This is a genomic window from Mesorhizobium sp. M0815 (assembly GCF_040319995.1).
Taxonomy (GTDB): domain Bacteria; phylum Pseudomonadota; class Alphaproteobacteria; order Rhizobiales; family Rhizobiaceae; genus Mesorhizobium.
Window position 1 is genome coordinate 434,914 of record NZ_JAMYOU010000001.1, and the last position, 13,994, is coordinate 448,907.

The following is a 13,994-nucleotide window of genomic DNA, read 5'->3' on the forward strand; positions in this document are numbered from 1 at the left end:
TCAAACTCCGGGCGCCCGATTACCGGACGCCCGGCGATCGTTCCATCTTACCGCTTGCGCAAATCTGCTTCGGCCAGGTCGAGCGCCCTGGCGATGCGGTCGCAGGCCATGTCGATCGTCTCGCGCGTCCAGATCAGCGGCGGCGACAGGATCATCGTGTCGCCGGTGGCGCGCAGCATCATGCCTTGGGCAAGGGCGTGGTCGCGAACCATCACCGCCGCGCTGCCGGCCGGCAGGAAGCGCTCCTTGGTCACCTTGTCCTTGACGATCTCGATCGCCCCCATCAGCCCGAACGAGCGCACCTCGCCAACCAGATCATGCCCACCGAAACGTTCCTGCAGCGCCCTGGCGAAGTAAGGCCCGGTGTCGTTCCTGACGCGCTCGACCAGGCCCTCGCGCTCGATGATCTCGAGGTTCTTCAGTGCCACCGCGCAGGCCACCGGATGCCCGGCATAGGTGTAGCCGTGATAGAATTCGCCGCCCTTTTCGACCAGCGTCGCCGCGATGCGGTCGCCGACAAGCAGCGCCGACAGCGGCTGATAGCCGGAGGTCAGCGCCTTGGCCGTGGTGATGGTGTCGGGCTCGACATCGAAGGCTTGTGCGGCGAACCACTCGCCGGTGCGGCCATAGCCGGTGATAACCTCGTCCAGCATCAGCAGGACATCGTATTTGCGGCAAATGCGCTGCACCTCCGGCCAGTAGCTCATCGGCGGGATCTTCACCCCGCCTGCCCCCATCACCGGCTCGCCGATGAAGGCGGCGACCTTATCGGCGCCAGCTTCGAGGATCGCGTCCTCGACCGCTTTTGCCGCGCGCAGGCCGAAATCATGGTCGCTTTCGCCGGGCAGTGCGAGCTCGTACGCATAGGGCATCATCACGTGGACGATGTTGGGCACGGCGCCGCCGAGCTGGTTGTGCATCAAATCCATGCCGCCGAGCGAGGCACCGGCTATGGTCGAGCCGTGGTAGCCCATCTTGCGCGAGATGATGCGGTTCTTCTCGGGGCTGCCTTCCAGCACCCAATAGTGGCGGACGAGGCGCAGCGCCGTGTCGTTGGCCTCCGAACCGGATGAGCCGTAGAACACCTGGTTGATGTGCCTTGGCGCGATCTCCGCCAGCTTTTTCGACAGCAGAACCGGCGTCGGCGTCGAGCATTTGAAGAAGGAGTTGTAGTAGGGCAATTCCTTCATCTGGGCGTAGGCGGCGTCGGCAAGCTCGTCGCGGCCGTAGCCGACATTGACGCACCATAGCCCGGCCATGCCGTCGAGGATTTCCGTCCCTTCGGCATCGTAGATGAACGGACCGTTGGCGTGAGTGATGATGCGCGAGCCGGTCTCGCGCATCTCCTTGTGGTCGGTGAACGGATGAAGGTGATGCGCGGCATCGATCTGCTGAAGCTGCTTCAGCGAATAATTCTGGTAGGTCATGTCTGGTCTTTCCTCTTGAACCAATCCGGCAGCTTTCGCGCCGGGGCGGATTCGTTAGAGGACAGCGGGCGGCGAATAGCCGATACGGGCGCACAGCCGCAACAGCTCGGCGCGAAGCGTGCGCGGCGACGGCGTCACCGCCACCCCAAATGCGCACCCCGATTTCGCCAGCCGAGCCATGCATGTACCTTAGGCTGCCTCCAGCCCTCAGTTCAAGCCGTACCGGTCAAGCGATGTCGGTCAATTGGTGCCAGTCAGGGCCCGCTGCAGGAAGACGTACTTCATCGCCGCCTGTGCGGCCTGCGGCCGCCGATCGCCGCGCCCGCCATGCCCGCCCTCGGTCTCTTCGAAGAACAGCGTCTTGCCATGGCCCGCCGCCTGCAGCCGCGCCGCCATCTTGCGGGCATGGCCGGGATGGACGCGGTCGTCGGCAGTCGAGGTCGTCAGCAGTACCGGCGGATAGGCTGCATCCGTGTCTACATGCTGGTAGGGCGAATAGGAGGCGAGCCAAGCTGCCTCTTCCGGCTTCGCCGGATCGCCATACTCGGCCATCCATGACGCGCCGGGCGGCAGCTCGGTGTAACGCAGCATGTCGAGCAGCGGCACGTCGATGATCACCGCGCCGAACAATTCCGGGCGTTGCGTCAGCGAGACGCCAGTCAGCAAGCCCCCGTTCGAACCGCCCTGGATGCCCAGCGTGGCCGGTGTGGCGATGCCGCGTTTGACCAGATCTTGCGCCACCGCTGCGAAATCGTCGAATGCATTCTGGCGATTGGCCTTGAGCGCCGCCTGGTGCCAGTTCGGGCCGAACTCGCCGCCGCCGCGGATGTTGGCCTGCACATAGGCATTGCCCTTCTCCAGCCACAGCCTGCCGCGCACGCCGGCATAGCCGGGCAGCAGCGGCACTTCGAAGCCGCCATAGCCGTAAAGCAATGTCGGCACCGGCCCGTCCTGGTCGCGCCGCCTGACGACGAAGTACGGGATCATCGTGCCGTCCTTCGAGCGCGCCTCGAACTGTTCGGAGACCAGGGACGACGCATCGAAGCGCGCCGGCTGCGACTTCACCGTTGCCAGCGCCGCGGCATTATCGTCCGACCAGATGATCGAGCTCGGCGTCAGGAAATCGGTGAAGGAGAAGGAGACGCTGGAGCCGAAATGCTCGGCATGGCTGATGCCGACATTGCCGTTTTCGGGCAATGCAACGGGCTTGAACTCCCAGCCGCTGTCGCTGCGCTCGCCGGCGATGACCTTGCCGCGCACATTGTCCATCAAATTGATGAACAGCCGGGCCTGCGTGCGGGCGATGCCGGCGATCGAGACACGGTGCGCCGGCTCGAGCACGATATCGATGGATCCGAACAGACCGGTTTCGATCCAGCGCTCGAAATCGAGTGAATAGAGCCCGTCGGGCTTGCACAGCGTGCCGTCCGGCGCCGTCCACGGGGTACGCACGCCGAAGACAAGCTGGCCCTTGAACAGCGCCGTATCGGTGACGTCGTCCGGCAACGGGATGCGCCGGTTCTCGCCAGAAGGCAGCCGCAGGAAACTGTGCGAGGCGAAGAAGTCGAGCGTCCGGGCCAGGAAGACGTGGCGCCTGTCACCGTCGAATTCGACGGATCCGCCGGCGGCGAGATCCTGCTTCAGCGCCTCGAAGATCGGCATCGCCGCTTCCAGTGGCGTGCCGCGCCGCCAGAGCTTGACCACGCGCGGATAGCCGGACTGGGTCTTGTCGTCCTCCTCGAAGGCGGCGGAAACGATGACCGTGTCCTCGTCCAGCCAGCTGAAGTTCGATTTCGAGGCGGGAGCACGAAAGCCACCCTCGACGAAGGACCTGCTTTCGATATCGAATTCGCGCATCTCGCTGGCATCGCCGCCATCCGGCGACAGGCTGAGCAGGCAGCGGCTGAAATCGGGGTAAAGCCGGCTGGCGCCGCTGAACACCCATTTCACCCCCTCTTCCGCCGCCAGACTGTCGAAGTCAATGATCGTCTGCCAATCCGGCTTGTCGGTCTTGTAGGACGCGACGGTGGTGCGCCGCCAGAGGCCGAGTACGTTCGTGCGGTCCTGCCAGAAATTATAGACATGGCCGTTGATAGCGGCCCCGACGGCGATGTTATCCTCGGCCGTCATCAGGTCGAGCGCGGTCTGGAACGTTGCCTGGTAGGACGGGTCACCCTGCAATTCGGCGACAGTGATTTCATTCTGGCGATGAACCCAGTCGAGCGCTCGCTGGTCAGTCCTGCCCTCCAGCCAGAGGAAGGGATCTTCGGCCGCCGGATCCGGTTGGGCCTGGCTGTTCAATTTGGTCATGAGGTCTCCGGTTGAGTCGGGCGTCGGCATCGCCAAGATCGACACGGGGCCGCTAATATTCAAGTCATTGCGTCAGAACGGCGACTTCAGGCATTCACACCATCCGCCTTCGAATGACCGTTACAAGCGCCAGCGCCAGGCAAATGGCGCCAAGCGTGAGCGGCAGGCCGCCTGCGCCAACAACATCCATGGCGCCGCCCGCCAGCGGCGGCACGGCGATGCCGCCGACGCCCCACATCAGCGAAAAGGCGGCGTTGCCGGCGACCAGCGCCGAGCCGGTGAACCGCTCGCCGAGCTCGATGATCGACATCGTGTAGATGCCGTAGGAAACCGCACCCCAGATGAAGACGCATGGCCATATGAGCGGCGTCTCGATGAGAACCGGCAACAGCACGCATCCGAGCACCGTCACCGCCACACAGATGAACCGCACCAGCCGCGCCGTCAGTCGTTCCGCCAACAGGCCGAGCGGCACCTGCATAGCGATGTTGCCGGCGATCATCACCGACAGCAGCGCCGACATGCGCGCTTCGGCGATGCCGTAATGCGTTCCGTAGACCGGCAGCAAGGCGAGCACTGCCTGTTCGAAACCAGCGGCCACCACGACCGCCGACAACAGCAGCCACGCCTGCGGCACGAATCCCAGCACCGAAACCCGGTGCCCGCTCTCGTCGACCCTCGGCAGCCGTGCCAGCACCGAGGCAAGGCAGGCGCCGCAAAACAGGAATGCGCCGATGCCGACCAGAAACGGCGGCCATCCCACGGTGCCGACCGCAAGCAGGCACAGCGGCCCCGCCGCAAAGCCCGCCGAAATGATCGTCGAATAGATGCCCATGACGCGGCCGCGGCGTGCTGGCGGCGCCAGTGCGATCACCCAGACTTCGCTCAGCACGTAGAGCGGGTTGGTGACCCCACCGATCAAAAAGCGCAGCGGAAACCACAGATAGACATTTTGCGTCCAGCCGATCAGCGCCAGCACCAGCGCGGAAAGTGCCGCGCAAGTAAGCGCGGTGCGCCCGGCCCCGAAACGGCGCGACAGAGCCGGGACCAGCGGCGAGGAGACGATGAAGCCGATCGGCGTCATTGCCGCCGACAGGCCTATCATGGCCGGCGAGACGCCCTGGCGCTGCAGGATGAAGCTCAACAGCGGATAGCTCAGCCCTTGCGCAATGGCGAACACCGAGACGGTTGCGATCACGCCGGTGATGGCCGCCCATTGCACTGTCTCGCCGCTGTTCTGTTCCGCCCGGTCCATGATGCAGGATTAGCGTTTCGGTTCCGTCGCAGTAAGCACCGGCAACGAAAACCGCTTGCGCCAGCCGGAACGCGATCAAGAGGCTGACGATCCCGCCGGCTGCCCCCAGGGCATGTCGCTTCCCTCGTCCTAGTGGTCGCCGCCTCCGCAATGGCCGGAGGGCCGGCAGTCCATTATGCCGCCGCATTGCCGCAGCGTACGAGGACTATCATGACCGCCGCCCTTCAGCCCGCCGAACCGGCACTGGCAAACGACCGCGCCCGTCGCGGCGGCCGCGCGGGGAAGCGTGCCGGCGGATCGGCGGCGTTCGACCAGCCGCCGTTTCGCCAGTTGAAGAACCCGCTGACGCCGACCCGGCTGGTTTCCGAGGACGAGCTGGAATCCATCCACCTCGCCTCTCTGCGCGTGCTGCGGGAAATCGGCGTCGACGTGCTGCATGACGAAGCGCGGCGCATCATGAAGGCGCATGGCGCCGATGTCCGCGAAGGCAGCGAGCGGGTGCGCTTCGACAGCGACATGATCCTGGAACTGGTTGCGCACTGCCCGCCGGAATTCACCATCCACGCCCGCAACCCGGCGCACAATGTGCGCTTCGGTGGCGATAATCTGATCATCTCGATGATGGCGTCGGCACCCAATTGCTCCGACGTCGACCGCGGCCGCCGGCCGGGCAACCAGCAGGACTATCGCAACTTTCTCAAGCTTGCGCAGATGCACAACATATTGAATTGCACGGGCGGTTATCCGGTGGAGCCGATCGACATCCATCCGTCCGTGCGCCACCTCGAATGCATCCGTGACCTCGCCACGCTGACCGACAAGATGTTCCACATCTATTCGCTCGGCAAAGAGCGCAACGTCGACGGCATCGAGATCACCAGAATCGCACGTGGCATCAGCCACGAGCAGTTGCTTGCGGAGCCGTCGGTGTTCACCATCATCAACACCAATTCGCCGCTCAAGCTCGACGTGCCGATGATGGAAGGCATCATCCAGATGTCGAGCAAGGGCCAGGTGGTCATCGTGACGCCGTTCACCCTGTCGGGCGCCATGGCGCCGGTGACGATTGCCGGCGCGCTGGTGCAACAGAATGCCGAGGCGCTGTCCGGCATCGCCTTCGCACAGATGGTGCGCAAGGGCGCGCCTGTCGGCTACGGCGGCTTCACCTCGAATGTCGACATGAAGTCCGGCGCGCCGGCCTTCGGCACGCCGGAATATATGAAGGCGCAGCTGGTCGGCGGCCAGCTCGCCCGCCGCTACAACATCCCCTACCGCACCTCCAACACCTGCGCCGCCAACACCGTCGACGCGCAAGCCGCCTATGAAAGCGTGTTCTCGCTGTGGGGTGCCATCCAGGGCGGCGGCAATCTGATGATGCATGCCGCCGGCTGGCTCGAAGGCGGCCTGCGCTGCTCCTATGAGAAGACCATCCTCGACATAGACCTGTTGCAGATGGTCGCCGAGTTCCTGACGCCGCTCGATCTTTCCGACGAGGCGCTCGGTTTCGACGCCATCCAGTCGGTCGGCCCCGGCGGCCATTTCTTCGGCACCCAGCACACGCAGGACCGCTACAAGACCGCCTTCTATGCGCCGATCATTTCGGACTGGCGCAATTTCGAGAGTTGGGCGGAGGCTGGGTCACCGACCGCGCTCGAAAAAGCCAATCGCGTCTGGAAGGAGCGGCTGGCCTCCTATGAAGAGCCTTACATGGACCCGGCGACCCGCGAGGAGCTCAATGCTTTCGTCGACAAGCGCCGGGCCGAAGGCGGCGCCCCGACCGATTTCTGATCATCTGATGAGTAGTGGGCCCCCCCGCCGGCGGGCCTCGGGGGCCCCCCCCCCTTTTTTCTTATCTTCTTCTTATCTCCCCCCCCCACCGCGGTCTCGTTGCGCCCCCCACCTCTCCCCCGATCGACGGGGTAGAGGAAGGGCGCGAAACGATTCCAGTTGGCGCCCTTCCTTTCCCCCCGGAGGGGGGAGAGGTGGCGCCGCGAAGCGGCGACGGAGTGGGGGAAGCCGTTCATGAAACGCGCAGCCGCCGCAAAACAGGCACAACCCAGCGAGCGCGTAGCCTGCGGCAAGCAGGCAATCAGGCCGAAGCACTGCTTTGGCCTGAACTAAAGGCGCGCAAGCTTGGCGGCTATCGCTTTACGCGTCAGTTCTCCATCGGCGCCTTTTTTGCAGACTTTGTCTGCCGCGAAAAATGGCTTGTTGTTGAAGTCGACGGACAACAGCACGCCGGCAGTTCATATGACCGCCGCCGCGATGATTTCATGCGCGCCCAAGACTACTCGATCCTGCGTCTTTGGAGCCATGACGTCCTGAAACATCGTACTTCCGTCTGTGAAACCATTCTTGCCGCGCTTGATGGCAGGCTGGCCGAAAACATCGCTGTATTCGATCTCCGCTTTGTTTTCGCGCCCCGCTCACTCGATTCAATCTCTTCAAAAACGGAACTATCTTCATGAAATCTCATGCAAAAGCGGTTGTTATCGGCGGCGGCGTCGTTGGCTGCTCGGTGCTCTATCATCTGGCCAAGGCCGGCTGGACCGACATCATGCTGATCGAGCGTTCGGAGCTCACCTCCGGCTCGTCCTGGCATGCGGCGGGCGGCTTTCATACGCTGAACGGCGATCCCAATGTCGCCAAGCTGCAGGCCTATACGGTGCAGCTTTACAAGGAGATCGAGGAGATTTCCGGCCAATCCTGCTCGCTGCACCTGACCGGCGGCGTCATGATGGCCGACACGCCCGAGCGCATGGACTTCCTTCGCCTCGCCCATGCCAAGGGCCGCTATCTCGGCATGGACACCGAACTGATCACGCCGTCCGAAGCCAAGGCGATGTTCCCGCTGATGGACGAGACGAATTTCGTCGGCGCTATGTGGGACCCAGTCGAGGGCCACCTCGACCCTTCCGGCACCACCCACGCCTATGCCAAAGCCGCCCGGAAGCTCGGCGCCGAGATCGTGCTGCGCAACCGCGTCGTCGAACTGACGCAGGAGGTCGACGGCACCTGGAACGTCGTCACCGAGCAAGGCACGATCAAAGCCGAGCATGTCGTCAACTGCGGCGGCCTGTGGGCGCGCGAGATCGGTCGCATGGTCGGCGTCGAGCTGCCGGTGCTGGCGATGGAGCACATGTATCTCCTGACCGAGCCGATGCCGGAAGTCGAGGAATTCAACAAGTCGACTGGGCGCGAGATGATCGGCGTGCTGGATTTCAAGGGCGAGATCTACACCCGCCAGGAACGCAACGGCATCCTGCTCGGCACCTATGAAAAAGCCTGCAAGCCGTGGTCGCCGGTCAACACGCCATGGGATTTCGGCCACGAGCTGCTGCAGCCCGACATCGACCGCATCGCGCCGTCGCTCGAGATCGGCTTCAAGCATTTTCCCGGCATCGAGAAAGCCGGCATCAAGCAGATCATCAACGGCCCCTTCACCTTCGCGCTCGACGGCAACCCGCTCGTTGGCCCTGTGCAGGGCCTGACCAATTTCTGGTGCGCCTGCGCCGTCATGGCCGGCTTCAGCCAAGGCGGCGGCGTCGGCTTGGCGCTGTCGAACTGGATGGTCCATGGCGACCCCGGCTTCGACGTCTGGGGCATGGACGTTGCGCGCTTCGGCGAATGGGCAACGCTGCGCTATACCAACGCAAAGGTGCGCGAAAATTATTCGCGCCGTTTCTCCATCCGCTTTCCCAACGAGGAATTGCCGGCGGCAAGACCGGCGCAGACGACCCCGCTTTACGACACCATGCTCGCCAACAACGCCGTCATGGGCGACAGCTGGGGTCTCGAAACCCCGCTCTGGTTCGCGCCGAAAGGCTCGGAGCCGAAGGACATCGTGTCCTTCCACCGCTCGAATGATTTCGGCGCGATCGGCGAGGAAGTGTGCGCCACCCGCGAGAGGGTCGGCGTCACCGAGATCGCCAACTTCGCCAAATACGAAGTCTCCGGACCTGGGGCCGAGGATTTCCTCAACCGGCTGATGACCAACCGCATGCCGAAGACCGGCCGCATCGTGCTGACGCCGATGCTGAACGAGTTCGGCAGACTGATCGGCGACTTCACCATCGCCAAGGCGGGCGAAGAACGCTTCATGATCTGGGGTTCTTCGGCCGCGCAAAAATATCACATGCGCTGGTTCGAGAAGCATCTGCCGAAGGACGGTCCAAGGGCGTCGGAGGTGCGCATCCACCGCTTCGACCAGACGCTGGTTGGCCTCTCCATCGCCGGGCCGAAATCGCGCGACCTGCTGCAGAAACTGGTCGACGTCGACATCTCGACCAAGGCCTTCCGCTTCATGGATTTCCGCGAGATGGCGGTCGGCGGCGCGCCCTGCATGGTCAACCGCATCACCTACACCGGCGATCTCGGCTATGAGATCTGGATGGCGCCGGCCTATCAGCGTCTGGTCTACAAGGCGATCAAGGAGGCCGGCGAAGAGTTCGGACTTGTTGATTTCGGCATGCGCGCCCTGCTCTCGATGCGGCTTGAAAAGAACTTTCCGACCTGGTTCCGCGAGCTACGTCCGATCTACGGACCGTTCGAAGGTTCGATGGACCGCTTTATCAAGCTGGAGAAGAACGATTTCATCGGCCGCGAGGCAGCGGCCAAGGAACAGGCGGCAGGGCCGAAGCTGCGCCGCGTTTCCTTTATCGTCGATGCTGCGGATGCCGACGTCATGGGCGACGAGCCGATCTGGGCCAAGGTCGGCGACAAGGATTTCGGCACGGTAGAAAAGCCGCATGGCTATGGCGCGCCGCGCTTCGACGCGGGCGGCAAGGAAGTGCGCGGCTCGAACGCCGCTGAAGGCGCGTCTGCCGTGCGCGGTATTGTCGACGGCAACTGGCGCGTGGTCGGCTGGGTCACCTCCGGCGGCTATGCGCATTATGTCGAGAAGTCGATGGCGCAAGGCTACGTACCGGCAGTGCTTGCCGAAAACGAGAGCGCCGGGCTGTTCGAGATCGAGATCCTTGGACACCGGCGGTCGGCGCGCATCAACGTCGAGCCGCCCTTCGATCCGAGTGGCGAAAAGATGCGAACGTAGGTGCAGCCAGCCGGTCGCATTGTGCGGAGCACGCTCTTCATGCTAGCCCAGCCGGCAACTGTGCCGGCAGGGGCGATGAGACTTCCTTGAAGTACGACATGAAATGGGCCGAGTGGCTGGCCGAGGGACGGATCGGCCCCTTCCCGGCGGCGATCGTCATGGTCGCGGCTTATTTTGCCTTGCAGACCATCATACTGTCCCTGTTGAGCTCTTGGGCGGGAACCGGCGTCGGCATCGACGATGCGGAGCAGCTGATCTATGTACCGTATCTCTGGGCTGGATATGGCGGCTCGCAACCACCTCTCTACACCTGGATCAATTGGCTGGCCGCGCATGTTTTCGGCACCAGTATCTTCACGCTGAAGCTCGTCAAATACTCAGTGCTGTTCCTCGCCGCCTGCAGCGTGTTCGCCGCCATGCGGCGGTTCGGCTACACCAAGGCGACAGCGGCGGCGGCCATGTTCGGCCTGTTTACGATCCCGCAGGTCGTCTGGGAATCGCAGCGCGCTTTGTCGCATTCCGTCGCCGTCGTCGGCTTCTGCTCGCTGCTCCTGCTCACCATGGCCTATCTTCTCGAGCGGCGTAGCATGATTGCCTATGCGGCGTTTGGCCTGGCCACGGCGGCGGCAATTCTTGCCAAGTATAACGATGTCTTCCTCGTGGTGGCCCTTGTTGCGGCAGCGCTGTCGCTGCGCGAATTGCGCAGCGCCATCCTTGATCCAAAGTTCGCAATCAGCATAGCGGTCGCGATATTGGTGCTGGCACCAACCACCTATTGGAGCCTCATGCATCCCGCCGATTTATTGTCGAGAGGCGAGAAGTTCGGAATAGACCCGCAACAAGGGCGCATCGCGGCGGCCTTTGTCGGCGCCGGCAAGTTTGTCATGGGGACCTTCAATTTCGCGGTCTTGCCGGTGCTCGTTTCCGCGCTGGCCTTCGGGGTGGCGAAGTTCCGTTTCTCCGAGCGGCACCCGAAACGTCCGGCCAGGGAAATTCTGTTGTGGCGTAGCTTGGCGCTCGGCTTGGCTATGCTGGCAATACTTGTGCTGGCCACCGGCGTGACGGTTGTCAAGGACCGCTGGCTGCTGCCGGTCCTGTTCATGTTGCCGCTGGCCATCGTCGCCACTATGGAACGGCTGGCGCCGCGCGGCAGGAATGCGCAGCTCCTGGTGATCGCGGCTGGAGCGATCATCGCCGTGTTGCTCGCGCCCGCCACTTGGTACGTCCAGATAAACGGGACCAGTGGCCTCTCCCGCATGATCCGCTTGGATTACCCGGCCCTCTATCGCCAACTGACCGCGGACGGACCGGTGAAAACTGCAATATCCGACGGTGCATGGGTCGGCAACCTGCGGCTGGTCGACGAAAAACTGGTCGCACTTGACCAGGAAGTGCCTAATTTCGAAACGCTGATGCGGGGGCCGGCCGTACTCGTCTGGCTTGATCACGACGATCCGCGGCCGGTCATTTTGGACCAGCTCAAAGCGGCCGGCTATGAGCCGGACGGCCAACCGCGGCAAATCATGGTTCCGCTGTTGCGTGGCACCGACAAGTCCGCCCGGCCCGGCGCATTCGTCCGACTGAAGAGAATGGAAGGAGCCATGGCGCCCAAGGAAGGCGCTGGCGAAGGAGTCGAGGGTGGACAGGAATCCGACTGACCGGCCCCGTCATCATCGCAAGATCATGCCGTTCGAGCCGGAGGACTCGATCGATGCGCTGCGCAAAAAATCGCGCCTGAAGGCCGCTGAACTCAACCAGCATCTGCTGGGCTATGGTGCGCTGGCGGAAGCCGAGTGGCAGGCGGCGGGTATTGACGCTCCTGACTTGCGCGCCATGCGCCGATACCGGCTCGAGCGCATCCGCGCCGAGCTGAAGCGCCGCGACTATGCGGGAGCCCTGCTCTACGATCCGGTCAACATCCGCTACGCGACCGATGCGACCAACATGCAGCTCTGGGTCGCGCACAATCCGACCAGGCATTGTTTCGTCGCCACCGATGGGCCGGTGGTACTGTTCGACTATTTTTCCTGTGAGCACCTTTCCGACCATTCCGGCGTCGTCGACGAGGTGCGGCCGGCGGTGTCGTGGGCGTATCTCTACAGCGGCGAGTTGACCGGGCAAAAAGTCCGCCGCTGGGCAGCCGGCATCGCCGAGCTGGTGCTGGAACATGGCGGCGGCAATCGCCGTATCGCGGTCGATCACATCAATCCCGAGGGCATCGAGGAACTCGCCCGTCTCGGCATTTCGACCGGCAATGGCGAGGCGGTGATGGAAAATGCGCGGCTGATCAAATCGCCCGACGAGATCCTTGCCATGCGCCGGGCGATCGTCGCTTGCGAGGCGGCGATGGGCGAGATGGAGCAGGCGCTGAGACCTGGTATTTCCGAGAACGAATTGTGGGCCGAACTCCATCGCGGCAACATCGCGCGCGGCGGCGAATGGATCGAAACCCGGCTCCTGTCGTCGGGTCCGCGCACCAATCCGTGGTTCCAGGAGTGTTCGTCGCGGACGATCGAGGCCGGCGATCTCGTCGCCTTCGACACCGACCTGATCGGTCCTTACGGCTTCTGCGCCGACCTGTCGCGCACCTGGCTTTGCGGTGACGCGCCGCCGTCGCAGGAACAGCGTGACCTGTTTCAGATCGCTGCCGACCAGATCGCCCACAACACCGAACTGATGCGGCCGGGCATATCCTTCCGCGATCTCGTCGAGGGCTCGTCGGTGCCGCCGGGAGACTGCTTCCCGGCGCGCTACGGGGTGCTCTATCACGGCGTCGGCCTGGCCGACGAATACCCGACATTGCCGCATGCCGGCGACTGGACCGACGACACGCCGGACGGCGTGCTTGTGTCAGGCATGGTGCTGTGCGTCGAGAGCTACATCGGCAGGCTTGGCGCCTACGAAGGCGTCAAGATCGAGGAACAGATCCTGATCACCGACACCGGCAACGAGAAGCTTTCGACCTATCCGCTCGACAATCGGCTGCTTGGGGGCTGAGCGAACCTAATGCATGTCGCGCAAAAGTGTGCAGCGGTTTTGCGATAACGACATGCGTAAAACAAGAATTTAAAGCGCGTCGCATGAGGCCGACCGGACGCGACGCGCTTTATGTGAGCGCCTCGATCGCCTCGCGCATCATGGCGACGATCGTTTCCGGCGTCCTGCTGGCCGTGATGAACGGCAATCCTTTGCGCCGCCTTGTCCAGCCGACGACCGTCATCTTCTGCGCTGCAGGCTCGAAACGCTGCGCCAGCGCCCAGCTCTCGCAGTCGATCGCCGCGACGTCGGCCCTGCCCTCGGCAACAGCAACAATCGAAGCGCGGTGCCCCCAGCTTTCGCTCAGCGCGGAAAAGATATCCAAACTCTCGCCCAGTGCTTGCAGGTCGCGTGTCGGCGCGATGATGCCCGACATGGAATCGAGGCTGTTGAAGGTGAAACGTTTGCCGCGAAGCTGATCGAGCGGAATGACGGCGCCGCCGTCGGCCGGCGACCTTGCCGGCGGTGCCTCGCCCGCCCTCATGACGATGGCGCTCGAATAGAGTTCGCCCTGTCCGCCCTCAAAGGCGTCGTAGCGCGGCTGGCCGACGAGGTGGACACGCTGCGACAGGCCGAGTTCCATCGGTCCCCAGCAGGTTTGCGCAAAGAGCAGCGCCGGGTGCAGCCAGAGCCGGTGAAAATCCAGTTCGTCCAGCGGCAATGTCGCCGGATCGGGCGCGATGAGTTTTCCCTTATCGTCGCGAATACCGCCAGGCACCGGGGGCAAATCGCCATTGCGGCGGATAATCGTCTCCGGCGCATCGATGCCTTTTTGTCTGAAAGCATCGCGCAGCCGCGCCCATTCTGCGTCGACCTCGTCCCGCGCTTCCGGCCAGTCGTACATCGGCAAAGCCGCAATGAATTCGCTCATGCCGGGATTTGACCGTTATGCAGGGAAATTGACAAGGTCAGGAAA

Annotated in this window: 9 protein-coding genes; 5 read left to right on the plus strand and 4 right to left on the minus strand. The window is 63.6% G+C overall.

Annotated features, from left to right (window positions below):
- Positions 1-47: 47 nt before the first annotated feature.
- From NKI01_RS02090 to NKI01_RS02100, 3 genes are all read right to left on the minus strand, one after another.
- Complete coding sequence (locus NKI01_RS02090) at positions 48-1,427, minus strand: aspartate aminotransferase family protein (protein WP_352484535.1); 1,380 nt, start codon at positions 1,425-1,427, stop codon at positions 48-50.
- Positions 1,428-1,667: 240 nt separating this feature from the next.
- Positions 1,668-3,737: a prolyl oligopeptidase family serine peptidase gene (locus tag NKI01_RS02095; RefSeq protein WP_352484534.1), complete on the minus strand. Its 2,070-nt coding sequence runs from the start codon at positions 3,735-3,737 to the stop codon at positions 1,668-1,670.
- Between the two features lie 94 nt (positions 3,738-3,831).
- On the minus strand, positions 3,832-4,992 hold the full coding sequence (locus tag NKI01_RS02100; protein WP_352484533.1) for an MFS transporter: 1,161 nt from the start codon (positions 4,990-4,992) through the stop codon (positions 3,832-3,834).
- A 210-nt stretch (positions 4,993-5,202) separates the two neighbouring features.
- On the opposite strand from NKI01_RS02100, the gene NKI01_RS02105 reads away from it, so the two are divergent.
- The 5 genes from NKI01_RS02105 to NKI01_RS02125 all read left to right on the plus strand — a co-directional run bounded on the left by NKI01_RS02105 (position 5,203) and on the right by NKI01_RS02125 (position 13,039).
- On the plus strand, positions 5,203-6,780 hold the full coding sequence (locus NKI01_RS02105; RefSeq protein WP_352961679.1) for a trimethylamine methyltransferase family protein: 1,578 nt from the start codon (positions 5,203-5,205) through the stop codon (positions 6,778-6,780).
- A gap of 218 nt (positions 6,781-6,998) precedes the next feature.
- Entirely contained in the window at positions 6,999-7,460 is a 462-nt protein-coding gene (locus NKI01_RS02110; RefSeq protein WP_051409687.1) for an endonuclease domain-containing protein, read from the plus strand.
- A complete protein-coding gene (locus tag NKI01_RS02115) occupies positions 7,457-10,042 on the plus strand; it encodes a GcvT family protein (protein WP_352547270.1) in 2,586 nt (861 codons plus the stop codon). Before NKI01_RS02110 ends, NKI01_RS02115 begins: the two co-directional genes overlap by 4 nt.
- Before the next feature lie 86 nt (positions 10,043-10,128).
- Positions 10,129-11,700: a glycosyltransferase family 39 protein gene (locus NKI01_RS02120; RefSeq protein WP_352495951.1), complete on the plus strand. Its 1,572-nt coding sequence runs from the start codon at positions 10,129-10,131 to the stop codon at positions 11,698-11,700.
- Between the two features lie 25 nt (positions 11,701-11,725).
- On the plus strand, positions 11,726-13,039 hold the full coding sequence (locus NKI01_RS02125; protein WP_352640497.1) for a M24 family metallopeptidase: 1,314 nt from the start codon (positions 11,726-11,728) through the stop codon (positions 13,037-13,039).
- A gap of 109 nt (positions 13,040-13,148) precedes the next feature.
- Here the strand turns inward: NKI01_RS02125 and NKI01_RS02130 are convergent, their stop codons facing one another.
- Complete coding sequence (locus NKI01_RS02130) at positions 13,149-13,949, minus strand: phosphate/phosphite/phosphonate ABC transporter substrate-binding protein (RefSeq protein WP_023719947.1); 801 nt, start codon at positions 13,947-13,949, stop codon at positions 13,149-13,151.
- Positions 13,950-13,994: the final 45 nt, after the last annotated feature.